19 protein-coding genes are annotated in these 21,173 nt (G+C 55.1%); 11 read left to right on the forward strand and 8 right to left on the reverse strand.

The window, feature by feature from the left end; all coding sequences use genetic code 11:
- Nucleotides 1–16: 16 nt before the first annotated feature.
- Entirely contained in the window at nucleotides 17–1,435 is a 1,419-nt protein-coding gene (locus L6R44_RS09350) for an aminotransferase-like domain-containing protein (RefSeq protein ID WP_237423970.1), read from the reverse strand.
- Nucleotides 1,436–1,611: 176 nt separating this feature from the next.
- Between L6R44_RS09350 and L6R44_RS09355 the strand changes: the two genes are divergently transcribed.
- Nucleotides 1,612–1,773: a DUF1127 domain-containing protein gene (locus L6R44_RS09355; RefSeq protein ID WP_032643926.1), complete on the forward strand. Its 162-nt coding sequence runs from the start codon at nucleotides 1,612–1,614 to the stop codon at nucleotides 1,771–1,773.
- Between the two features lie 86 nt (nucleotides 1,774–1,859).
- Here the strand turns inward: L6R44_RS09355 and pdxR are convergent, their stop codons facing one another.
- Nucleotides 1,860–3,248: a MocR-like pyridoxine biosynthesis transcription factor PdxR gene (gene pdxR / locus L6R44_RS09360; protein WP_237423971.1), complete on the reverse strand. Its 1,389-nt coding sequence runs from the start codon at nucleotides 3,246–3,248 to the stop codon at nucleotides 1,860–1,862.
- A 102-nt stretch (nucleotides 3,249–3,350) separates the two neighbouring features.
- Here pdxR and L6R44_RS09365 point away from each other — a divergent pair, with 102 nt between their 5' ends.
- The 6 genes from L6R44_RS09365 to L6R44_RS09390 all read left to right on the forward strand — a co-directional run bounded on the left by L6R44_RS09365 (nucleotide 3,351) and on the right by L6R44_RS09390 (nucleotide 7,793).
- Nucleotides 3,351–3,830, forward strand: a complete 480-nt coding sequence (locus L6R44_RS09365) for a carboxymuconolactone decarboxylase family protein (RefSeq protein WP_008501331.1) — start codon at nucleotides 3,351–3,353, stop codon at nucleotides 3,828–3,830.
- A 161-nt stretch (nucleotides 3,831–3,991) separates the two neighbouring features.
- Entirely contained in the window at nucleotides 3,992–4,306 is a 315-nt protein-coding gene (locus L6R44_RS09370; protein ID WP_237423972.1) for an antibiotic biosynthesis monooxygenase family protein, read from the forward strand.
- 41 nt (nucleotides 4,307–4,347) lie between these two features.
- Nucleotides 4,348–5,043, forward strand: a complete 696-nt coding sequence (locus L6R44_RS09375) for an ArsR/SmtB family transcription factor (protein ID WP_237423973.1) — start codon at nucleotides 4,348–4,350, stop codon at nucleotides 5,041–5,043.
- A gap of 149 nt (nucleotides 5,044–5,192) precedes the next feature.
- Nucleotides 5,193–5,663 (forward strand): MarR family winged helix-turn-helix transcriptional regulator, encoded by a 471-nt coding sequence (locus L6R44_RS09380; RefSeq protein ID WP_032643930.1) that lies wholly within the window; start codon nucleotides 5,193–5,195, stop codon nucleotides 5,661–5,663.
- A complete protein-coding gene (locus L6R44_RS09385) occupies nucleotides 5,660–6,727 on the forward strand; it encodes an HlyD family secretion protein (RefSeq protein WP_237424082.1) in 1,068 nt (355 codons plus the stop codon). Before L6R44_RS09380 ends, L6R44_RS09385 begins: the two co-directional genes overlap by 4 nt.
- Nucleotides 6,717–7,793, forward strand: a complete 1,077-nt coding sequence (locus L6R44_RS09390) for a DUF2955 domain-containing protein (RefSeq protein WP_032643932.1) — start codon at nucleotides 6,717–6,719, stop codon at nucleotides 7,791–7,793. The genes L6R44_RS09385 and L6R44_RS09390 overlap by 11 nt, the downstream gene beginning before the upstream one ends.
- On the opposite strand, the gene L6R44_RS09395 is transcribed toward L6R44_RS09390, so the two are convergent.
- The gene (locus tag L6R44_RS09395) at nucleotides 7,790–9,061 is read right to left on the reverse strand and encodes a DUF445 domain-containing protein (RefSeq protein ID WP_237423974.1); all 1,272 of its coding nucleotides are present in this window, start codon (nucleotides 9,059–9,061) and stop codon (nucleotides 7,790–7,792) included. The genes L6R44_RS09390 and L6R44_RS09395 overlap by 4 nt on opposite strands.
- Nucleotides 9,062–9,303: 242 nt before the next feature.
- Between L6R44_RS09395 and L6R44_RS09400 the strand changes: the two genes are divergently transcribed.
- Genes L6R44_RS09400 through tssD form a run of 3 tightly spaced genes read left to right on the forward strand, consistent with a single transcriptional unit; the run spans nucleotide 9,304 to nucleotide 10,670 of the window.
- Nucleotides 9,304–9,666, forward strand: coding sequence for a tlde1 domain-containing protein (locus L6R44_RS09400; RefSeq protein WP_021240619.1), 363 nt, complete (start codon nucleotides 9,304–9,306; stop codon nucleotides 9,664–9,666).
- Entirely contained in the window at nucleotides 9,666–10,178 is a 513-nt protein-coding gene (locus L6R44_RS09405; protein WP_237423975.1) for a hypothetical protein, read from the forward strand. The genes L6R44_RS09400 and L6R44_RS09405 overlap by 1 nt, the downstream gene beginning before the upstream one ends.
- Nucleotides 10,179–10,670 carry a type VI secretion system tube protein TssD gene (tssD, locus tag L6R44_RS09410; RefSeq protein ID WP_237423976.1) on the forward strand — a complete coding sequence of 164 codons (492 nt, stop codon included), beginning with the start codon at nucleotides 10,179–10,181 and terminating at the stop codon, nucleotides 10,668–10,670. It abuts the gene before it with no gap.
- A gap of 89 nt (nucleotides 10,671–10,759) precedes the next feature.
- Here tssD and L6R44_RS09415 read toward each other — a convergent pair whose 3' ends face one another.
- The 4 genes from L6R44_RS09415 to L6R44_RS09430 are packed head-to-tail and all read right to left on the reverse strand — an operon-like array spanning nucleotide 10,760 to nucleotide 18,585.
- Nucleotides 10,760–11,683 (reverse strand): DUF5655 domain-containing protein, encoded by a 924-nt coding sequence (locus tag L6R44_RS09415; protein ID WP_237423977.1) that lies wholly within the window; start codon nucleotides 11,681–11,683, stop codon nucleotides 10,760–10,762.
- Nucleotides 11,676–14,936 carry a type I restriction endonuclease subunit R gene (locus L6R44_RS09420; protein ID WP_237423978.1) on the reverse strand — a complete coding sequence of 1,087 codons (3,261 nt, stop codon included), beginning with the start codon at nucleotides 14,934–14,936 and terminating at the stop codon, nucleotides 11,676–11,678. Before L6R44_RS09420 ends, L6R44_RS09415 begins: the two co-directional genes overlap by 8 nt.
- Nucleotides 14,933–16,318 (reverse strand): restriction endonuclease subunit S, encoded by a 1,386-nt coding sequence (locus L6R44_RS09425; RefSeq protein ID WP_237423979.1) that lies wholly within the window; start codon nucleotides 16,316–16,318, stop codon nucleotides 14,933–14,935. Before L6R44_RS09425 ends, L6R44_RS09420 begins: the two co-directional genes overlap by 4 nt.
- Nucleotides 16,318–18,585 (reverse strand): type I restriction-modification system subunit M, encoded by a 2,268-nt coding sequence (locus L6R44_RS09430; RefSeq protein WP_237423980.1) that lies wholly within the window; start codon nucleotides 18,583–18,585, stop codon nucleotides 16,318–16,320. Before L6R44_RS09430 ends, L6R44_RS09425 begins: the two co-directional genes overlap by 1 nt.
- A gap of 301 nt (nucleotides 18,586–18,886) precedes the next feature.
- Here L6R44_RS09430 and L6R44_RS09435 point away from each other — a divergent pair, with 301 nt between their 5' ends.
- On the forward strand, nucleotides 18,887–20,257 hold the full coding sequence (locus L6R44_RS09435) for an NAD-dependent succinate-semialdehyde dehydrogenase (protein WP_237423981.1): 1,371 nt from the start codon (nucleotides 18,887–18,889) through the stop codon (nucleotides 20,255–20,257).
- A gap of 131 nt (nucleotides 20,258–20,388) precedes the next feature.
- Here L6R44_RS09435 and L6R44_RS09440 read toward each other — a convergent pair whose 3' ends face one another.
- Nucleotides 20,389–20,934 (reverse strand): YfaZ family outer membrane protein, encoded by a 546-nt coding sequence (locus L6R44_RS09440; RefSeq protein WP_032643940.1) that lies wholly within the window; start codon nucleotides 20,932–20,934, stop codon nucleotides 20,389–20,391.
- Nucleotides 20,935–21,173 lie beyond the last annotated feature (239 nt).

The raw sequence follows: 21,173 nt of genomic DNA on the forward strand, positions 1-21,173 counted from the left end.
AGGGCATCAGGCCGCACTAGCCCTCCTCCATCGCAATCACAATCGCTTCACCCATCTTCCTCAACGCCTCGCGATGTTTCTCCGTCGGCGGCAGCGCCACGTTGATGCGCAGGCAGTTGCGGTACTTCCCGGAGGCGGAAAAGAGCGACCCGGCCGCGGCCTGGATCTTCAGCCGACACAGCTGCTTGCTGACGCACACCATGTCCACCTTCTCCGGCAGCTCAACCCACAGCAGGAAGCTCCCCTGCGGGCGCGTGACGCAAATCTCCGCCGGAAAATACTGCCGCACCCAGCAGGTGTAGGTCTCCATATTCTGCTGATAAATCTGGCGCATACGGCGGACGTGGCGATGATAATGCCCGTCGCGAATAAACGCCGCCATCGCCATCTGGGTACCCGGCACGTTAAACCCCCCGGCGGCATATTTCATGTGCATCACCCGGTCGTAGTAGCGCCCCGGCACAATCCAGCCGACGCGCAGGCCCGGCGCCACGGTTTTGGTAAACGAGCTGCAGAGGATCACGCGGCCGTCGATGTCCATTGAATGAATGGTGCGCGGGCGCGGATACTCCGCCGCCAGCTCGCCGTAAATATCGTCCTCGACAATCACGATATCGTGCCGCTGGGCGAGGGCCAGCACCTGCTTTTTCCGCGCTTCCGGCATGATAAACCCGAGCGGGTTATTGCAGTTGGGCACCAGGATCACCGCCTTGATCGGCCACTGCTCCAGCGCCAGTTCCAGCGCCTCGATGCTGATCCCGGTTTCCGGGTCGGTGGGAATTTCAATCGCCTTGATGTCGAAGCCGCGCAGCATCTGCATGGTGCCGTGAAACGACGGCGACTCCACCGCCACGATATCCCCCGGTTTACATACCGAGAGCAGGGCGATCGACAGCGCGCCGTGGCAGCCGTTGGTGATGACAATCTCGTTCGCCGCCACGGTAGAGCCGCCGTCGAGCATCAGGCGGGCAATCTGCTCGCGCAGCTCCAGGCGTCCGTCGAGCACGTCATAGCTCAGCATCTCACCGGGATTATGCTGCGCGATGCGGCTCATCTCCCGCCACAGGGGCTTCAGGCTCGGCTGGTTAATGTCCGGCGAGCCGCCGCCAAAGGAGATCATCTCTTTGTCGGCGCGGGCGTCCAGCAGCATCATTACCTCATCCCATTGGGTAACGTCCACCGGGCGCTGCACCGGGCGGGTCATGGCCGGAACGGGCGGCTGGGCTTTACGCTGCGAAACAAAATAGCCGGAGCGCGGCTGGGGCGTGATCAGCTGGAGGTTTTCGAGGATCTGATAGGCCTGCTGTATGGTGCTGATGCTCACGCCGTGCTCCTGGCTCAGCGTGCGTACCGACGGCAGGCGTTCGCCGCTGCGATACAGCCCTTGTTCAATGCGTTCCGCCAGAAGGTTGGCCAGATGTTGATAGCGCGTCATGCTGTATCCTTTGTTTTCACCATACAGATTATAAAACCAGTACAGATTGCTGCGAAAATTGCCATGCAGATACTGTTTTAGCGGATCTGTATGGTAAACAAAAGGTGTTTTTGCATCTGTATTGCGCAGGTCGATTTCCAGGATGATAACCCCACTGGCACAGTGAGGAGAGCATCATGGAATTCAATGAGAACCGTTCAAAACGTCCGTTCGTCGCGTTTATCTGGATCGGCAAAACGATCTGCAACTGGTATCGCATCAACCGTACCCGCCGCATCCTGAGCCAGATGAGCGACGAGCAGCTCAAGGACGTTGGGTTGTCGCGGTATGATGTGTGAGCCACGTCGTTGCCGGGTGGCGGCTGCGCCTTACCCGGCCTACTCGATCCCGTAGGCCCGGTAAGCGTAGCGCCACCGGGCGATTTTCACCGCAACAGCTCAAACGTCTGCCGTTTCGGCCTCTCCAGCAGCTCAACCGCCTCCTGATACGACCGTACGTTGTTATACCCCATCACCAGCCCGTAGCGTTTGCCCGACCCGCGATACCACTCCGAGAGCGCGTTGACCTGCAGCTGCTGTTCCTGCCAGCAGCGCGCCACCTCCCGGTCGCCGCTTCCTTTGGTCAGAAACGCCACGATATGCATCCCGCCGTCGTTCTGCTCGGTGAAAAAGAGATCGCCATACACCTCGCGCAGGGCGGTAATCATCCACTCGCGGCGGGTCTGGTACAGGGTGCGCATCTTTTTCAGGTGACGGAAAAAATGCCCTTCGTTGAGAAACGCGGTGAGGATCTTTTGCGTCAGCACCGGCTGGCCGCTGGTGGTGATGTCCGCGCAGTCGGTAAAGGCGCCTACCGTGCTGGCGGGCATCACCACGTAGCCCATGCGCAGCGACGGCATGATGGTTTTGCTGAAGGTGCCCATAAAGATCACCCGGTCGTGTTGGTCGAGGCTTTTCAGCGATGGCAGCACCTTGCGGGTGTAGTGAAACTCCCCGTCGTAGTCGTCTTCGATAATCCACGCCTCGTTCTGGCTGGCCCAGTCGAGCAGCTGCTGCTTGCGCGGTAGGGAGAGCGTCACCGCCAGCGGGCTCTGGTGCGACGGGGTGACGATGGCAAAGCGGGCGTCGCGATGGTGGCGCAGCAGGTAGTCCGTGTCGATGCCGCAGCGATCGACCGGCACCGTGTGCAGGCGCGGCACGATCCGCTTCAGAAGCTGCTGGCCCATAAAATAGCCCGGATCTTCAAACACCACCTTGTCGCTGCGGCTGGCGAGCGTGTCGAGGATCAGCCGCAGGCTGCCGCTGTAGCCGCTGGTGATCAGCACCTGTTCGGCGCTGCAGGACAAGCCGCGCGAGATGTTGAGATAGCTGGCGATGGCCTGGCGCAGCGGATACCAGCCCAGAACGGGCGGGTTGAGCATCTCCTCCTGGCGCATGGCGCGCGTCGCCTGGCCCGCCAGCAGCAGCCATTTTTTATACGGAAAGCTATCGAGGGCGGGAATGCCGGGGCGCAAAAACCCCGCCCGCTCGCGCTGGCTGATGAGCGATGCCGGAAGCGTGCCGGTGGGCTGTTCCGCAGAGGCGTTCTGCGCGGGCAGCAGAAGATCCGGATTCACCCGCGTACCCCGCGCGCCCTGGCTCACCAGATACCCTTCGCCCGTCAGGATGGCATACGCCGTTTCGACGGTTTTGCGAGCCACCTTCAGCTCCTCCGCCAGCACGCGGATGGCGGGCACCTTATCGCCAGGCTTCAGCACGCCGCGCGTGATGTTGTCGCGATAGCGGGTATAAATCTCGTGATAGCCCGGCTTCATGTCCTACCTCATTTCACGCTTTTTGTGTCTTTTTACTATGTCATGAACGGCGTAGATTTGCCTCATCGCATCACCGATGCCGCACAAAAAAGAGGAAAGACCATGAGCACTCGCGTCAACCACCATAAGGCTACACCTGCCCTCGCCAACGCGCTGTCCGCCCTGAGCATGGAGGTGGCAAAAACCTCCATCGACCCGGCGCTGAAGCATCTGATCGACATTCGCGTGTCGCAGCTGAACGGCTGTACGTTCTGCCTGGATATGCACTCGAAAGAGGCCAAAATAGCCGGCGAGCGCGAGCTGCGCCTGTACCATCTGGCGGCCTGGCGCGAGTCACCGCTGTTCAGCGCCCGTGAGAAAGCCGCGCTGGCCTTCACCGAAGCGTTGACCCAGATTGGCGTGCACGGCGTGAGCGATGCGCTCTACCGCAGCGTGGCTGAGCACTTCTCGGACGTGGAGATTTCAGAGCTGAACTTCGCCATCGTGGCGATCAACGCCTGGAACCGTCTGGGGATCACCTCCCGCATGGCGCCCGGCTCGCTGGATGCGGCTTACGGGCTGAATAAGGCTAACCTGGAATAATGCCGCGCTCGCCCGCCCGGTGGCGCTGCGCTTACCGGGCCTACATGAGCCCGTAGGCCGGATAAGCGCAGCGCCATCCGGCGCAACGCTTCGCTCCTTGCCGAAGCATCGTGCTTTTCCCTCCTGCATTCTCTCCCCAACATCACAACGGAGAGAAAACCATGATCGCTGTCCTTTTCGAAGCCAAAGCCGAGCCCGCCCATCAGGCGCGCTATCTTCAGCTTGCCGCAGAGCTTAAGCCTCTGCTGGCGGACATCGACGGCTTTATTGATATCGAACGGTTCCAGAGCCTGACCACCGACGGCAAAATCCTCTCCCTTTCCTGGTGGCGGGATGAAGAGGCCGTCCGCCGCTGGAAGCAGAACGTGTTTCATCAGGCGGCGCAGGCTGAAGGGCGGGAGTCGATTTTTGCGTACTACCGCATTCGCGTGACGCAGCTGGTGCGGGATTACTGCTCCGAAACTGCTGACGGATGATGATAAGCTGGCCGCAGAGATCACCGAACCCTGGGCGGCCCATGCTTAAGACGAGTTTACCCCCCGATAACAGCGCGATGCTGGAAAAGGCCATTGCCGCTGTAGCGGCGGCAATGGCCGATCCCTCGCGCGTGAAGATGCTCTGCGCGCTGATGGACGGGCGGGCGTGGACCGCTACCGAACTCAGCACTGCGGCAGACGTTGCACCGTCGACCGCCAGCGGGCATCTCGCCCGGCTGCTTGAAGGGCAACTGATTACCTGCCTGTCGCAAGGGCGGCATCGCTATTATCGCCTTGCCGGGCACGACGTGGCGGCGCTGGTGGAGCAGATGATGGGGCTTTCATGGAGCCGCATTACGCCGCCGGAAACGTCTGCGCCAAAAGCCCTGCGTGAAGCCCGCACCTGCTATAACCACCTTGCCGGAACGGTGGCGGTTCAGATCTATGATTTTATGCAGGCGGAAGGCTGGCTGGAGGCTGATGGTTCAGCGCTGACGCTGTACGGCCGGGAGCAGTTCCTGAAACTCGACATTCCATTAAATGCTCATTCCCGTCGCAAGGCCTGCTGCGCCTGCCTCGACTGGAGCGAGCGACGGTTTCATCTTGGGGGAGACGCTGGCACGGCGCTGCTCACTTATCTGGAGAGTAAAGGCTGGATCCAGCGGGTGATGGGGTATCGGGAGGTGGTGGTGACGGCGTCGGGGAAAAGTGCCGTCAGGAAGCATTTTAGCCGCTAAACGCCGCTGCGGGCTGATGCCCTCACCCCGACCCTCTCCCACAGGGAGAGGGAGAACACCCTTTTCGCAATTCCTGCGCTTTACCCTCTCGTTTCTTGATAGTTACCCTGATAACTATTATCTTGACCGCATGTGACGAGAGGTTTCCCATGAGTGAAGAAGAACTGTTTAGCCGCAGGCCGATGGGCATGCGGATGGCGATGATCGTGCGGCAGTGGCGCGCGGTGATCGACGACGCCATACTCGATACCGGGCTAACCCAGGCGAGCTGGACGGTGATGATGCAGCTTTTTCAGCTTGGGGATAACGTCTCGATGAGCGAGCTGGCGGAGGTGCAGGGTATTGAACTGCCGCCGCTGATGCGCACCCTGACACAGCTGGAAAAGCAGGGATACCTGCTGCGCGCCGTATCGCCTTACGACAGGCGCATCCGGCTTCTGACGCTGACGCCCGAGGGTAAAGCCATCTTAAAAAGGCTCACTCAGGTGATTGAGACGTATCAGGCGCGCGTATCGCAGAACATCGCGCCGGAACATCTCGACATTTTTAGCGCCACGTTGAATCAAATCGCCTGCAATTTGCGGACAATCCGCGAAGAAGATAAAAAGACCGAAAAATAATGACCCCTGAACAAAAGTTTGCCCGCTGGGTAAGGGTGAGTATTGCCTCTTTCCTGCTGATGTTTGTCTACTTTATCGTCGCGGATATCTGGATCCCGCTGACGCCGGACTCCACCGTGATGCGCGTGGTGACGCCGGTGTCTCCGCGCGTCTCCGGCTACGTGGCGGCGGTACATGTCCACAACAACAGCCAGGTGAAGAAAGGCGATCTGCTGTTTGAGCTCGACGACACGCCGTTTCGCAATAAGGTGGAAGCGGCGCAAATCGCGCTGGAGCAGGCTCGTCTTTCCAACCAGCAGCTGGACGCGCAGATCGCCGCCGCGCAGGCCAGCCTGAAAACCGCGGTGCTGACCGCGCGGAACGATAAAGTGACCTTCGACCGCTACCAGAAGCTGAGCACGCTGCAGAACGTCTCGCAGGCGGATCTGGATAAGGTGCGCACCACCTGGCAGAGCAGCGAACAGTCCGTCAGCTCCATTCAGGCCAACATCCAGAACCTGCGCATTCAGCGCGGCGAGCGGGACGAGCAGCGCAACGTGACGCTGCAAAAATACCGTAACGCGCTGGATGAAGCGGAGCTTAACCTCGGCTGGACGAAGGTCTACGCCCAGGCGGACGGCACGGTCAGTAACCTGCAGTTAAGCCCGGGCTTTTACGCCTCCTCAGGGTCAGCCGCGCTGGCGCTGGTGAACAACCAGACCGATATCGTGGCCGATTTCCGCGAGAAAAGCCTGCGCCATACCCATCAGGGCACCGATGCCGCCGTGGTGTTCGACGCCTTTCCTGGACGCGTGTTCCGCGCCCACGTGACCAGCAGCGACGCGGGGATACTGGCGGGTCAGGAGGCCGTTAACGGTCAGCTCTCCGAGCCGGAAACCTCCAACCGCTGGGTGCGCGACGCCCAGCGCATGCGCATTCACGTGACGCTGGATGAAGCGCTGCCGAAGCATCTTCCGACCGGCGCGCGGGCGACCGTGCAGCTCTACAACAGCGAAGGGCCATTTGCGCGCTTCTTCTCCGGGATGCAGATCCACCTGGTGAGCCTGCTGCACTATGTCTATTAATACGCTGGCGCGGGTGTTTACCCCGCACGGCAACATCGTCTACACGGCAAACGACTTTCGCCAGACCCTGCGCATCGTCTTTGCCGGGATGATTGCGCTGAGCATTTCGAGTTTCTACAACACCAGCTATGGCGTGTTTTTTGTGGTTTACCCGATCATGCTGCTGTCGCTGGTGCCGGTCTTCAACCGCCACGTGGCGAAGCAGTTTATCTTCAGCGCATCGCTGAACTGCGTTGAAATGGTGATTATCATCGGCTATCTGTCCCAATGGCCGGTCATCATGACGCTGGTGGTGTTTGCCCTTTACGTGATGCGCTTTCGATTTATGAGCAAGGGGCCGCTGTTCCTGTTCGGGTCGATGGGCGTGGTGTGCCAGAGCGTGATGCTCAACTTTATGAGCTACCCCACCACCAGCTGGCACACGCTGCTGTTTTCCAACATCGAAGCGAGCGTGATGGCGGTATGCCTGAGCGCGCTGATGAACTATCTCCTGCCGGACGTGGAGCCCCGCAGGCCGCCGCCATTGATTGAGAAAGACGATGCTCGCGTGCGCCACGAGTCGCTGCTCTCCGGCACGGTCGCGACGCTGATATTCGTGGTGTTTCAAATCAGTGACTTAAGCGATTCTCTCTCGGCGCTGATGGCCGGGATTTTGATCCTGTTCCCGATGCACTATCGCGGCGCGGTGATGAGCTCGATCTGGCGCGTTGTCGGCGTGGTGCTGGGCTGTCTCTATATTCTGGTTGTCCAGCTGATCCTCTACGACCACAGCAGCCATATGCTATTGATGATGCCGCTGATTGGCCTCGGGCTGGCGTTTGGCGCGCGGCTGCACGTGATGGAGAAAGTGGGCGCGGGCGTGGGGTTTTCCAGCATCACCACCATCGGCATTATGTTCGGTCAGAACATGCATCCGGACACAGACCTGGTGTTCAGCGATCTGTACCGCATCACCTCCGTGACCTTTTCGCTGGTGGCCACGTTGACGCTGGTCTTTCTGGTGCATTTGATCCTGAACCGCTTCGAGGCGACGCGCTACGTCATCGCGCCGCCCAAGGCAGATTAATGCCCCAGCACGGCGGGCAGCTGCGAGAGTAAAAACAGGATCAGGCCAATCGTCCCGCCCACCAGCGTACCGTTGACGCGGATAAACTGCAGATCTTTGCCGATATTCAGCTCGATCTGGCGGGACATGTCTTTCGCATCCCAGCTTTTGACCGTGTCGCTGATGTGGCGGGTCAGGAACGCGGCGAAATCCGGCGCGACGCGGTGCGCGGCCTGCTCCAGATGCTCGTTCAGCGACGCCCGCAGGCTGGCGTCGTTCGTCAGCGTTTCGCCAAACCACAGCCCGGCGTTGGCGATGCGCTGCTTCACGCGCGAGTCTTCACTCTGCATATCCGCCTTCAGCCACTGGCGCAGGTCGGCCCACATTTCCCCCAGATAGCGGTTAAACGCCTCGTCATTTTTCAGGTAGTGCTTGATGTTGTCGGCTTTCGCCGCCATGTCCGGATCGTTTTTTAGGTTGTCGATAAGCTTCAGCGTGGCGCGGTCGAACGCCTGGCGGATCTGGTGCGTGCGGTCGTGGCTGATATCGTCCAGCAGCGTGTTGACCGCGTGCGAGACCATCTCCGCGCTTTGATCCCCCAGCCACTCGGTGGGCAGCAACATCGCCTTGCGCGGGTGCTCGGTTTTGAGCCAGTGGACAATCCGAACGGCGATAAAGTCCCGCGTGCTGTCCCGCTGAATCAGGGTGATCAGCCGGTTGATGATGGCGTCCAGCAGCACCTGATGGCGGTTGTTTTTGGTCATGCTCTCCAGCATTACGGCGCTGGTTTCGGTGAAATCGACCTTGTCGATGGCCTTATGCACCGCGCGCTTGAGCAGGCGCTGAATGCGTCCGTCGTCAGTGAGTTCGAGAAAGCCGCTCATCACCTGCACCAGATGCAGGCCGACGCGCTCGGCGTTGTCGGGCTTGCTGAACCAGGCGCCGATCATGTGCGCGGGTTCATAGCGGCGGATTAACGCTACCAGCGACTGGGTATCGAGAAACTTCTCCTGCACGAACTGGCCGAGATTGTCGCCGATCCGGTCTTTGTTGCGCGGAATGATTGCCGTATGGCGCGAGATAAACGGAATCGGCACCCGGCGGAACAGCGCGACGACGGCGAACCAGTCCGCCAGCGCGCCTACCATCGCCGCCTCGGCAATGGCCTTGACGCCGCGCACCCAGAAGGTCTGCGGCATGAACAGAGTGGTGATAAAGGCCGCGGCGGCAACCAGCAGCAGCGATAGCGCAAGAAGCTTGGCGCGTTTGAGTTCAGCTATTTTTTCCATGAGGTAAGGATAGAGGGAAGTGAACCAAAAGTGCAAAGCTGGTGTAAGGGGGAGACGCATTCTCAGTGTGAACAAATGGCGTCTATATAAAAAATATATACATCTAAATTTTCTATTATTAATTTTTCTATATTTTTTGTGCTTATTTATTTTCGGACGTAATGTTTTGTGACCGTCGTAGTCATTTTAACGCTCCTGTTAGCCATAAGATAAAGGACTATTTATGAAAGGAGACGGTATCGATGACATGGGAGTATAAAGTTTCGACGGGGGTATTGAGCCATAATGGTGTGTTTGTCGCTAACTGCTACAGCGGTGCGGGTGAATCGAAAGATAAGCCAGAGTGTGAAAGTCAACGAAACAGAGGCCCCATTCCCAGAGGTATTTATTTTATTGCCGGGTGGAATAATCATAAAAGTGCTGAGGCCATTATTCTTGAGCCTATAGCGGGGACCAATACCTTTGGTAGAGATCATTTTCAAATTCATGGTGATAAAAAAGGCCAGCCGCCAGGTTCTGCATCAGCTGGTTGCATCATTATGAACGGTCAGGACAAGCGTCATATGATTTATGATTCGGGTGATACAATACTGGTGGTGCGATAATGAAGTATATTATTGCGCTGTTTTTCTTGTGCTTACCGATGGGGTTATTTGCCAAAAACCACACTCCTGAACAGATCTTGCAGATGATAAACGGCAAAGGCGCCATGTCTGTTGTAACGGAGCTGGATTCTAACGATACGGGTGAGTCGGAATGGTGGAATCATGTCATACCAGAGATAAGTAAAGGAACTCAGGCCTGGTTAGCCGTGGCGAGTGCCCTTGAACCCGGAGTGGACGCCAGTACGGCTGAAGATTTAAAGGCTGCGCTTTCTGAAGCCATCCCACATAACCCTGAAGGTGTCTTAGCAATCTTAAAAGACGATAAACCGTTACTCACTGTTGAACAAATCTGCGCGTTTGCGAATTTCCCCGAAACGGAGGCAGAAAGTAACAAGCTTTTTGTGGATTCAATCAGGGAGATGTTCAAAATAAAAAGCCCGCAGGGTAAAAGATGCCTCGCTGTTATGACCGTGACCGTTGAACACTCTGTTCCATTCGATAAGGATATGTAAATGGCTATTCCGGGATATATGTCATTAACTGACGATGCGGGTAATAACATAAAAGGCAGCGTGAGAGTTAAAGACCGTGAAAACCAGATTGAGGTTTTAGGGCTCTATCATAACGTAAGCTATAATTCTGACCTGCATAATGGCAGAGCATTGAGCAAACGCCAGCATCGTCCCTTTCTTATTGAGAAGGAAATTGATGCCTCCAGCGTTTTTCTCTATAAAGCACTCAGTACTGGCGGTACGCTCAGGAAAGCGACTATCGACCTGTACAGAATAAATGATGCCGGCCAGGAAGAAATCTATTTCACGATCGCGCTGGAAGCGGTGAAGGTCGTCACGGTGTTTTCATTAATGCATGACGTGAAAGAGGCTTACCATGAAAAACAGGGGCATCTTGAGCTCGTTTTGCTTCGTTATGAAAAGATTACCTGGCATTACCGTGACGGTAACGTTATTCACTCGGATGACTGGGATTATCGGTTAGGGGCTTGATTCGCTTGCTCCGGGAGAAAAATTTTTCCCGGAGCAAAAACGCATGATGACAAAAAGAATGTAACACTCCTGTCATGAACAAATCAGCATCAATTCTCCTGATACGCCCTTTCGATGAGCAGTTTAGCTTTCATCAGGTCATGTTCATTGCGCACAGCGAGTTCAACGTTGCCTGTTCCCCAGTGGCCGATGTGAGTCACATCCCGGCTAAAGCCTTCTTCAAACTGAATATGCTCAGGATCCAGTTTCAACCACAAACGGATATGCGGATCGGTTAAGGGGTAAACCCCGGCACAGACAAAATTCCGCAGACGACGGAAGGCGCCGTACAGCTTCAGCTCTTTGTACTGCACCTCATCGCCGAGAGACAGGACGTAACTTTTTAGCTGTTCGAAAAGAAGGGCTAATTCTGTGGACGCGCTGGCGAGCTGTTCACTATGCGTTCGCGTATTGCGCTTGCCAATTGCGGAGGGTAATGTTTCGGTTGCCGCTTCAGAAAAGGCGTTCTCAACAACGGCGTTGACCAGCTCGAACATCAGCAGATTGTCAGAAAAAAGCTTATAACGAATCAGGCTGATATTGCGGTTAATTTGCTGAACGGCATGTTCATCATACTTATTAAAATCAGCGGCAATACAGAGCAAACGCGTGCCTGACCAGTCGATCGCCTCTGCCGTTTCTTTGCCGAGCTTCTCCATCACCAGCCACTTAAATTCAGCCTTATGATCGAGAAGCCAGTCTAAATAAAACAGTCCCTGGTTGATGACATTTTCGTTGCTGTGACGTTTGTATTCGATAATAACCGGGCAGTTATTTTCGTCCAGCCCGAGTGAATCAATGCGCCCACGGTGGGTCTTACCGGTGCTGTATTCACTGTAGAGAAAACGAACCCCGAGAAAGATCTCCATTCGGGATTCGATCAGCGATTGCAGCTCTTTTTCGATGGTTGCTGCTTTACCTGAGAGCTCTTTTACGCCGCTTGCACTATAGCGAAAAAGTTGAATATCACTCATGAGCCATTTCCCTGCGCATTTTTGCTATGTCATACATCAGGTGAGCAAAGCCTTTGGCAACTTCAGGCGACGATAAGTACTGCATCATCATCTCCCTGTGCGCGTCGTTGCTGTCCATCACGGCATCATCAATGGCTTTAGGAAAGTCGCCCAGCATGGCCTGCTCACGGGTGTTATTGTCGAGTTGGGTCATTACGATGTTGTTCTCTGCGAGCTTATCGTAAACTACAAAGGCATAGTTGAGCATATCTTTGTCGGTCAGGTTTTCGGTGATAAACAGCTCGTTAAGCTGCGACAGCACCTGCGACATAAACTCCTCTTTTTTATCTTTTGCTTTTGCGGTGCCGACGTCATTAACTGGGTTGAGCTTATACTCTGCCGCATCCTCCTGAAGCTTAATATGCTGCTCCTGGATTTTTGAAAGCCGATAGTGGCTCATCTCAACGTTGGAAAGATCGACATCATCTTCATCGACTGACTCTTCACGCAGTAAGGGGCGGAGGTGTCGACAATACAGGCTTAACTTCTCCAGCGACTTGTCATCGTAGGCGACGATCTGCGACATAAATTCGTAAAAGCGTACAAAGCTGCCAAGATCTTTTTTGAAGATCTCCAGACGATCTTTTTCCTGCTTGCAGGCTTTAAAACTGTTTTCCGCGTTTGCCAGCAAAATGGGGTTAGGGGAGTCCCTTTTTGTTAACTCATAGATCTGTTTAGCGCTGATATACGCCTCTTTCGCTGAGGTATAACGCATTCGCCAGCGGTTTACCGCGGGCAGGCAAATATTGCTGAGCGTCGCATTCGACTTCTTCTTGCTGTAAAAGGCCACACACAGCTGTTCAACCTCGTTCCATAAAAATATGCCGCTGGCGCGAAGCTTTTCGTACAGATCGAACACCAGGTACGGATCGCTAACATCGGTTAGCTCTGCCGTTTGATAGTAGGGCTGAAAGGCGGACAGGATATCGTCAGGTTCATTATAAAAATCAAGCACAAAGGTGCCTGATTCCTTTTTACCGGGATAAGTACGGTTAAGACGCGACAGCGTCTGGACGCACTCCACGCCGCCCAGCGCCTTATCGACGTACATGGCGCACAGCTTCGGCTGGTCAAAGCCGGTCTGGAACTTGTTGGCCACCAGCATGACCTGATAGTCATCGCTATCAAACGCCTTTCGCATATCGCGGCCCTTGAGCGCCGGGTTCATGCTGATTTCAGTAAATTTCTGGTGCAGCAGCGCGAGGTCGCTCATGTCATTTTCCTGGAACTCGACTTCGCCTGAGAACGCCACCATCGCGGCGATTTTCCCGTAGCCCATTTCCGCGATGTATTTATCAAAAGCCAGCTTGTAGCGCACCGCCGCCTTGCGCGAGCTGGTGACCACCATCGCTTTCGCCTGTCCGCCAAGCAGATGCATAACGTGTTGACGATAGTGCTCAACAATGACAATCACCTTTTGCGAGACGTTATGCTCGTGCAACGCTACCCACTGGCTGAGCCTGATCTTCGCCCGGTTGCTGTCCACCTCCTGGTCCTTATCACCGATTTTTTGCAGCAGCTTATAGGCCACTTTGTAATTGGTGTAGTTCTTCAGCACGTCGAGGATAAAGCCTTCCTCGATGGCCTGGCGCATGGAATAAACGTGAAACGCCACGGGCTTGTTGATTCTCGACGCGGGTTCGTTGGGGCTGGGTCGACGGCCAAACAGCTCCAGGGTTTTCGCCTTTGGCGTTGCGGTGAAGGCGTAGAAGCTAAGGTTCGGGCTTCCGCTGCGGGCGGCAAGGGTGGCGTCGAGGATATCCTCTGAGGTAAGGACCACGTCGTCGCTGGCCCCTTCACTCATCAGCACTTCTTTTAGCTGACGCGCCGTAGAGCCGCTCTGGGACGAATGCGCTTCATCAGCGATGATCGCGTAGGTTCGTTCCTTAAGGCGGGTGCTGTTTTCGATGGCTTTGAGCACGTACGGGAAGGTCTGGATGGTCACGATAATAATTGGCTGCGAGTGCTCCAGCGCGTTGGCAAGCTTCTCAGATTTCGAGCCATCACCTTCACGGTTGTTGATGCGGCCAACCACGCCGTCCGCATGTTCGAACTGATAGATCGTGTCCTGGAGCTGATCGTCGAGCACGGTGCGGTCCGTCACCACGATCACCGAGTGGAAGCGTTTTTCACCCTTTTTATCGTGCAGGCTCGCGAGCTGATGCGCCGTCCAGGCGATCGAGTTCGACTTCCCGGATCCGGCGCTGTGCTGGATAAGGTATTTGTTGCCGGTGCCTTCTTCCTCTGCGGCGGCGATAAGCTTGTTCACCACGTCCCACTGGTGGTAGCGCGGGAAGATCAGGCTCTCTTTTTTGACCTTTTTACCGTCCCAGCTCTCTTTTTCCTCGATTTGCAGATGCACAAAGCAGGCAAGGATTTTCAGCAGGTTGTCGGGGAGCAGTACCTCGTTCCACAGGTAGCTGGTGGCGTACTGCTGGCTATCTTCCGGGATGTCGTTACCCGCGCCGCCCTCTTTGGTGCCTTTGTTGAACGGCAGGAAAAAGGTGTCATCTCCCGCCAGCCTGGTGGTCATATAGACCTCATACTGGCTGACGGCGAAATGCACCAGCGCGCCGCGCTTGAAGGTCAGCAGCGGTTCCGGCTTATTGGTCGCCGGATCCTTTGGTAGGCGGGTTTTCTTATACTGGTTGATGGCGCTGTTGACCGTCTGCTTAAACTCGGATTTCAGCTCAAGCGTGGCGACGGGAAGGCCGTTAATAAACAGCACCAGGTCGATGCGCCAGCGTTTGGCTTTCACCTCCGTCTCGGTGCCGTTCGCATTCGGGCTGTAGACCAGCTCCGGTACGATGCGGCAGATATTTTGCCGATAGCGCGCAAGGGTGTCCGGATTGAGGCCGTGGTCCGGCTTAAACTGGCACAGGAAAAAGCGCGCGCTATGGCTTCGGATGCCGTGGCGAAGCACGCCCAGGGTGCCGTAATGACGTGACTGAACGTCGGTGGCGTTGGTATCGGCTTTTTTAAGCTGCGCGACCAGCGCATCTAAAAAATGACGCTCGGTATCGTTGGGATAGATGCGGGTAAATTTTTCCCACTCCTGCGGCTGCGTGCTCTGGACAAAGGTCAGCGCATCCTGAGAGTAGAGCGCACGTTCGCGATCGTACTGCTCGCCTTTGCCGGGGATCCAGCCGTGCTGGCACATCTGCTGAATGATATCGGCCTGCAGGTTCGATTCTTTGGTGACGTCGGCGATCATGCGGTGGCCTCCTCAGCGATGGGAGATTCCTCAGGACTGCTGGCAGGAGGCGTCCAGTCGCGGAGATCGATTTTGCCAGTGACGGCGGCGGAGATGAGGGCGGTGCGGCGCTCTTTGAGGAGGTCGATTTGCTGGAGCTGTTTTTGGATTAGGGTGTCGATTTTTGCGGTTTCTCTGTGTAAGAAATCACCAATTTCATCTTGTTCCAGGTATCCAGGGAAAGGTATTTTTATTGTTACAAGATCAGAAGGATTTATCGCTGGATAACTTATTCCTACGGACATGGAAATTATTTTTTGGATGAAATTTCGATCTTTAAATGAATATAAACAGAATTTTTTACTTAATTTTTTGGGGCGTATGACAGCAAAGCCAGTTGAAACGACTAAGTTATATGGTGGGTTTTCTATAATCGCAATAGCCTCGAGATATGTTCGCACTGTTGATATGATTATATCACCATCTTTAACGATTCTTCTTGCTCGAGATGGGGCGTCAGAAAAAAACATTTCTTCTGGTTTACTTATTCCATTTTCTGCTGAAATATTACCGATATCTATATATTGTATCAAAAAGTGCTTGCTTGTTGAATCTGGTAGTATCTGATTTTTTAGTGTGGATATGTATTTTAGTTTTGCCACGCTCCAGTGGCCTGGGACTTCCCCCAACCACTCAACCCCAGAATCTTTCATCGGCACATCAGGGTTTAGCCCTTTGGTTACGGCATGGCTAATCAATGCCTGACGTTTTTCTTTTAGTAGTTCGATGAGTTGTTGTTGCTTTTCCACCAGGTTATCGATTTTTGTGGTTTCGTGATCTAGGAAAGCAGTAATAATTACTTGTTCTGATAATAGAGGTACAGGAATCCTAATATTACCAAGATGCCCTCGACTAATTCTTTGCATAGTGGTGCCACGAGCCAGGTTACCAGTGTGCTGGAAGTAATAATCACTTGAAAAAAGGTATACTAAATATTTTTTGTTGTAAGATTCATCTGTTCGTAATATCACATTATCAACAGATGTAACAGTTTTAAAATTGAGTTCAGATATTAAACATGCTCTTCCAATTGGCTTATTTAACCTAGATATTAATATATCCCCCTCTAATATCTCAGTGCAATCAAGTTTATTAAAAGTTTTTTCGGTTATAAATCCTGAACTTTGTTCTTTGTAGAAACCTTCGCCTATATTACCAGTAGTAATATAGCGAACACCGTCATCAGAGAGATCCTTGCTTTCAATCCAGTCACCATCAAGAAAAACAGAACTAGCAGCCAGTGCGAGATACTTGATTGGTGCTTTCGACCAATGAGCAGGTGTAGAGTTTAACCACTCAACACCAGAATCCTTATATTCCGGATACGCCTTATACTTAGCCATCAGGAGTGTACCTCCTGCAGCAGCTTCATAATCTCCGCGCTCAGCGCATCCAGCTCCGCGTCAATCTCCTCCAGCGGGCGCGGTGGCTTATACACATAAAAATGCCGGTTAAACGGAATCTCGTATCCAACAATCCCGACCTCGCCGTCGCGTGCGTCGCGCTTGTCGGCGTTAATCCAGGCGTCCGGCACGTGCGGCAGCACCTCCGCCTTCACGTAGCCTTCAATCAAATCGCTGGTCGAAACAGACGGATCGAGCGCCACGTTCTCGTTGTCGCGCAGGTCGCCGTCCTGCTCAAATTCCACTACCTGACCGCAATACGCAAACGCGCCGTACAGCGGCTGCGCACCTTCCCTGAGGACTTTTTTAACGACCGGCTCCGCGTCCGGGTTTTTGCGGGCGATCGCCTCGATAAGCTGCTTATGCTCTTTGGCATCGAGCTTCACGGCGGCGTTTTTAAGCGCTTCTTTGAGCGTCAGCTGGAACTGATTGAAATCATCGCTCGGCAGCGCTTTTCCACCCGCTTTACCGTCCAGCGCCGACTGGATTGTTTGCGCTTTGACCATCAGCGCGCGCTGGCGTTGCCACAGCGATGCGTCGAGCAGATCTTTAATCTGCTTCTCTTTAAGCTCGGGGAATTCGGCTTTGATAATGGCGCGCGCTTCCGGCTCGAACGCCGCAAAGCTGCCGTAGTTCTCGTCCTGCCAGAAGGCGCCGAACGCGTCGTACAGACACGCCATCGGGGCATTGAGCGGTTTTGGCGCAAAGCGCAGCGCGGCAATGGATTCATTCGTGACCTGTGCCGTTAAACGCAGCGGGCGCTCAATGGTCAGACGGCGGAAGCCAAAGTCGGTGCTGCTGAATATCTTGCTGGCGAGGATGCGTTCGCCCTCGGCGTTTTTCGCCTCCGCAACCTCAAAGTCGCCAAAGGTGCGGGTGATGAGCCGAATATCCTCCTCGCTCATCATGTTGCGCTTAGAGCCCAGCGACTTACGCATTTTGCTGTAGAGCCTGCTGGCGTCGATCAGCTGGATCTTGCCCTTACGCTCAGCCGCTTTTTTGTTCGACAGGATCCACACGTAGGTGGCGATCCCGGTGTTGTAGAACATGTCGGTGGGCAGCGCAACGATCCCTTCCAGCAGATCCGCCTCAAGAATGTAGCGTCGGATCTCGCTTTCGCCGCTGCCCGCTCCGCCGGTAAACAGAGGAGAGCCGTTGAGGATGATCCCAATGCGCCCGCCGGTATCGGCATCGCGCATTTTGCTGATCAGGTGCAGCAGGAACAGGAGCGAGCCGTCGGACACGCGCGGCAGGCCGGGCCCGAAGCGCCCCGAAAACCCTTTGCGGTGCTCGTTGTTTATGTCCGCTTCGATCTTCTTCCAGTCCACGCCAAACGGCGGGTTCGACAGCATGTAATCGAAGCGGTCGGCAGGAAGCTGATCGTTAGAGAGGGTATTCCCCAGCTTGATGCGGCTGACGTCCTGACCTTTGATCAGCATGTCGGCTTTGCAGATGGCGTACGACTCCGGGTTCAGCTCTTGGCCAAACGCGCGCATCACCGCCTTCGGGTTCAGCTCGTGGACGTATTCCATCCCGGACGAAAGAAAGCCGCCCGTGCCCGCCGTCGGGTCATAGAGGGTCCGAATGATGCCCTCCCTGGTGAGCGCTTCGTCATCCTCCATAAAGACCAGCGAGGTGGTGAGGCGCACGATGTCGCGCGGGGTAAAGTGCTCTCCGGCGGTTTCGTTGGAGCTTTCCGCAAAACGGCGGATCAGCTCCTCAAACACCAGGCCCATTTCGTGGTTGGAGATGGCCTGCGGGCTGAGGTCGGTGGTGGCAAACTTCTGCACGATCTTGTACAGCAGGTTGGCATCATCCAGCAGACCAATAAATTCGCTGAATTTAAAGTGCTCGAAAATTTCCCGTGCGTCTCTGGAAAAGCACTGGATGTAGTTTTCCAGGTTGGCCTGGATGTCATTTTGCCCCATTTTGCTCAAGTTGAGCGGCGAGGCGTTAAAAAACGTCAGGCCATTGGTGGCGCGGAGGATTAATTTTTCTTTGGCCTCTTCAGGCAGGGAAGAGGTCCGGACTTTTGCAGCCTCGGTAACGACGGCGTCTTTGGTCTCCTCCAGCACGCACTCCAGACGCCGCAGCAGGGTAAAGGGGAGAATAATGCGGCCATATTGAGACTGTTTAAAATCGCCGCGCAGCAAATCTGCGACAGACCAGATAAAGGCTGCCGTTTGGGAGAAATTCAGTGAGGTCATAAAGCATCCTTGCCTTTGATGCAGGCATTTCAGTGATGATTTAAAACCCTCTTTTTATCATGGGTAAAGATATCAATCACTAAAAAAATAGATCTAAATCAATGAGTTATGTAAATCAATTGAGCTGTTCCATGTTTTCCATGAATGTGTTTTTCAAAATAAATGATAATTTTTTGCGCCGCGTGAACCTTTCGCCAGCAGCGCCTCATTAAGAACCTTCCGGATCTGCCCATCTTTAGGCCCGAAGCCAGTCATGTTGACTACCCTTAATACCCTAAGCGGTAAAACATGGAGATTCGATATGGCTTATCAGACAGTAAATCCTGCCACTAACCAGCTCATCAAAGAATACCCCTCACATACCGACGCGGATATTGAAGCGGCGCTGAAGGCGGCCGATGCCCTTTATCATTCAGACTGGGCAAAGGGCGACATCAACCAGCGCCTGCCGGTGCTGCACAAGCTTGCCGATCTTATCGACCAGCGCGTGGAGGAACTGGCGAAAATCGCCAGCCAGGAGATGGGTAAGCTCATCGAACAGAGCCGCGGCGAGGTGAAGCTATGCGCGCTGATTGCCCGCTACTACGCCGACAACGCGAAGCAGTTCCTGGCCCCGGTGAAGTACGACTCTGAACTCGGGGAAGCGTGGGTGGAGCATCACCCCATCGGCGTGCTGATGGCCGTTGAGCCGTGGAACTTCCCGTATTACCAGCTGATGCGCGTTCTGGCGCCGAACCTGGCGGCGGGTAACCCCGTTCTGGCTAAACACGCGAGCATCGTGCCGCACTGCGCCGAGGCCTTTGCGCACCTGGTGCGCGAGGCGGGCGCGCCGGAAGGGGCGTGGACTAACCTGTTCATCTCGTCCGAACAGGTGGCAAACATCATCGCCGACGATCGCGTGCAGGGTGCCGCGCTGACCGGTTCCGAAAAGGCCGGCAGCGTCGTGGCCGCGCAGGCGGCGAAGCACATTAAGAAATCCACGCTGGAGCTGGGCGGGAACGACGTCTTCGTGGTGCTGGACGATGCGGACCTGGACAAAGCGGTGAAGATTGGCGTGAATGCGCGGCTCAACAACGCCGGGCAGGTGTGTACCGCGGCGAAGCGCTTTATCCTGCATGAAAAGATTGCGGATGCCTTCCTGAGCAAATTCACCGAGGCGTTTAAGCAGGTGAAGATTGGCGATCCGCTGGACGAAAGCACCACGCTGGGGCCACTGTCGTCTAAGGACGCGCTGGAAACGCTGACCAAACAGGTTAACGAGGCGGTGAAAAACGGCGCCACGCTGCACTATGGCGGCAAGCCGGTGCAGCGCGACGGCAGCTTCTTCGAGCCGACTATCCTGACGAATATCTCCCGCGACAATCCGGCGTACTTCGAAGAGTTCTTCGGCCCGGTGGCGCAGATTTACGTGGTGAAAAGCGATGATGAAGCGGTCGCCCTGGCGAACGACTCGCACTACGGTCTGGGCGGGGCGGTATTCAGCAAGGATATCGAGCGCGCGAAGAAAATGGCGTCGCGGATTGAGACCGGGATGGTGTATATCAACTGGCTCACCGATACCGCGCCAGAGCTGCCGTTCGGCGGCGTGAAGCGCTCCGGTTACGGACGCGAGCTGTCGGATCTGGGGATCAAAGAGTTTGTGAACCAGAAGCTGGTGGTGGTGCGTAAATAACGTCATCGCCTTTCTTGCCGGGTGGCGCTGCGCTTACCCGGCCTACAATGTGCAGCAGTATCAATACATTGCACAATTTATTGTAGGCCCGTGCAAGCGTAGCGCCGCCGGGCGAAACGCGCAATACCGCCTTAGAAGGACACGCCGCCGCCCACGTATGCGCCGTCAATCAGCGTGTGGTTTGGACGACCGTCTTTGCCATCCACGCTCACGTGGCGGTAACCCACTTTCAGGGTCACAGGTTTGATTGGGGTCCAGCTGACGCCGCCGTTCGCTTCAACGTAGTTTTTGACGCTGTTGTTCAGCCCGTCTGGCGCAACGTAACCTTCACCGAATACCTTGATGCTGTCGGTCAGGGCAACGCTCACGCCACCGCCGATTGGGAATGCCACGCCGTTATCCCCTTTTTTCGGGCCAACGTAGAGGGCCTTAGCGCCCGCGTTCAACATTACCGGGCCAACTTCGAAGTTGTAGCCTGCACCCACGCCACCGGTTGTGGTGCCGTCATCGGTATTTTTAAGCCAGCTGCCTTCGGTGTACAGACCGGAGGTCGATTTACCCATTTCCACATTAAGGTTGGTAAAGTTTTTACCCTGCTCAATGCTGCCACCCATGGCGAGTGCGGAGCCGGAGACGGCGGTCAGAGCAGACAGGATGAGAATGTTCAGCTTTTTCATGAGTATTTCCTCGTCGTCAAAAGTAATCTGAGGGCACCTTAACAAGGGATGTTTATGACTGCAAATGTGAGTCATGTCGCGTTTTTATGCTGATTTTGTTGGTTTTCTGATTTTTAAATGTTGGGTAAATGTTTGGAAGGCAGAGAGTCAATACGTAATAAGGTCGCGTTTAGGGAAGGTTCAGCATTTTGACTAAACACAGGCTGAACGAACCGGGGGAAATTGCTTTGAAACGCATT

The organism is Enterobacter cloacae complex sp. ECC445 (assembly GCF_021892025.1).
GTDB lineage: Bacteria > Pseudomonadota > Gammaproteobacteria > Enterobacterales > Enterobacteriaceae > Enterobacter > Enterobacter chengduensis.

Coding starts and splice junctions, on each gene's coding strand:
- pdxR (WP_237423971.1), bottom strand. CDS start 3,248: ATGAAGCCGGGCTATCACGAGATTTATACCCGCTATCGCGACAACATC.
- L6R44_RS09395 (WP_237423974.1), bottom strand. CDS start 9,061: ATGGAAAAAATAGCTGAACTCAAACGCGCCAAGCTTCTTGCGCTATCG.
- L6R44_RS09435 (WP_237423981.1), top strand. CDS start 18,887: ATGGCTTATCAGACAGTAAATCCTGCCACTAACCAGCTCATCAAAGAA.
- L6R44_RS09405 (WP_237423975.1), top strand. CDS start 9,666: ATGAAGTATATTATTGCGCTGTTTTTCTTGTGCTTACCGATGGGGTTA.
- L6R44_RS09350 (WP_237423970.1), bottom strand. CDS start 1,435: ATGACGCGCTATCAACATCTGGCCAACCTTCTGGCGGAACGCATTGAA.
- L6R44_RS09390 (WP_032643932.1), top strand. CDS start 6,717: ATGTCTATTAATACGCTGGCGCGGGTGTTTACCCCGCACGGCAACATC.
- L6R44_RS09415 (WP_237423977.1), bottom strand. CDS start 11,683: ATGAGTGATATTCAACTTTTTCGCTATAGTGCAAGCGGCGTAAAAGAG.
- L6R44_RS09440 (WP_032643940.1), bottom strand. CDS start 20,934: ATGAAAAAGCTGAACATTCTCATCCTGTCTGCTCTGACCGCCGTCTCC.
- L6R44_RS09375 (WP_237423973.1), top strand. CDS start 4,348: ATGCTTAAGACGAGTTTACCCCCCGATAACAGCGCGATGCTGGAAAAG.
- tssD (WP_237423976.1), top strand. CDS start 10,179: ATGGCTATTCCGGGATATATGTCATTAACTGACGATGCGGGTAATAAC.
- L6R44_RS09370 (WP_237423972.1), top strand. CDS start 3,992: ATGATCGCTGTCCTTTTCGAAGCCAAAGCCGAGCCCGCCCATCAGGCG.
- L6R44_RS09420 (WP_237423978.1), bottom strand. CDS start 14,936: ATGATCGCCGACGTCACCAAAGAATCGAACCTGCAGGCCGATATCATT.
- L6R44_RS09430 (WP_237423980.1), bottom strand. CDS start 18,585: ATGACCTCACTGAATTTCTCCCAAACGGCAGCCTTTATCTGGTCTGTC.
- L6R44_RS09365 (WP_008501331.1), top strand. CDS start 3,351: ATGAGCACTCGCGTCAACCACCATAAGGCTACACCTGCCCTCGCCAAC.
- L6R44_RS09400 (WP_021240619.1), top strand. CDS start 9,304: ATGACATGGGAGTATAAAGTTTCGACGGGGGTATTGAGCCATAATGGT.
- L6R44_RS09380 (WP_032643930.1), top strand. CDS start 5,193: ATGAGTGAAGAAGAACTGTTTAGCCGCAGGCCGATGGGCATGCGGATG.
- L6R44_RS09425 (WP_237423979.1), bottom strand. CDS start 16,318: ATGGCTAAGTATAAGGCGTATCCGGAATATAAGGATTCTGGTGTTGAG.
- L6R44_RS09355 (WP_032643926.1), top strand. CDS start 1,612: ATGGAATTCAATGAGAACCGTTCAAAACGTCCGTTCGTCGCGTTTATC.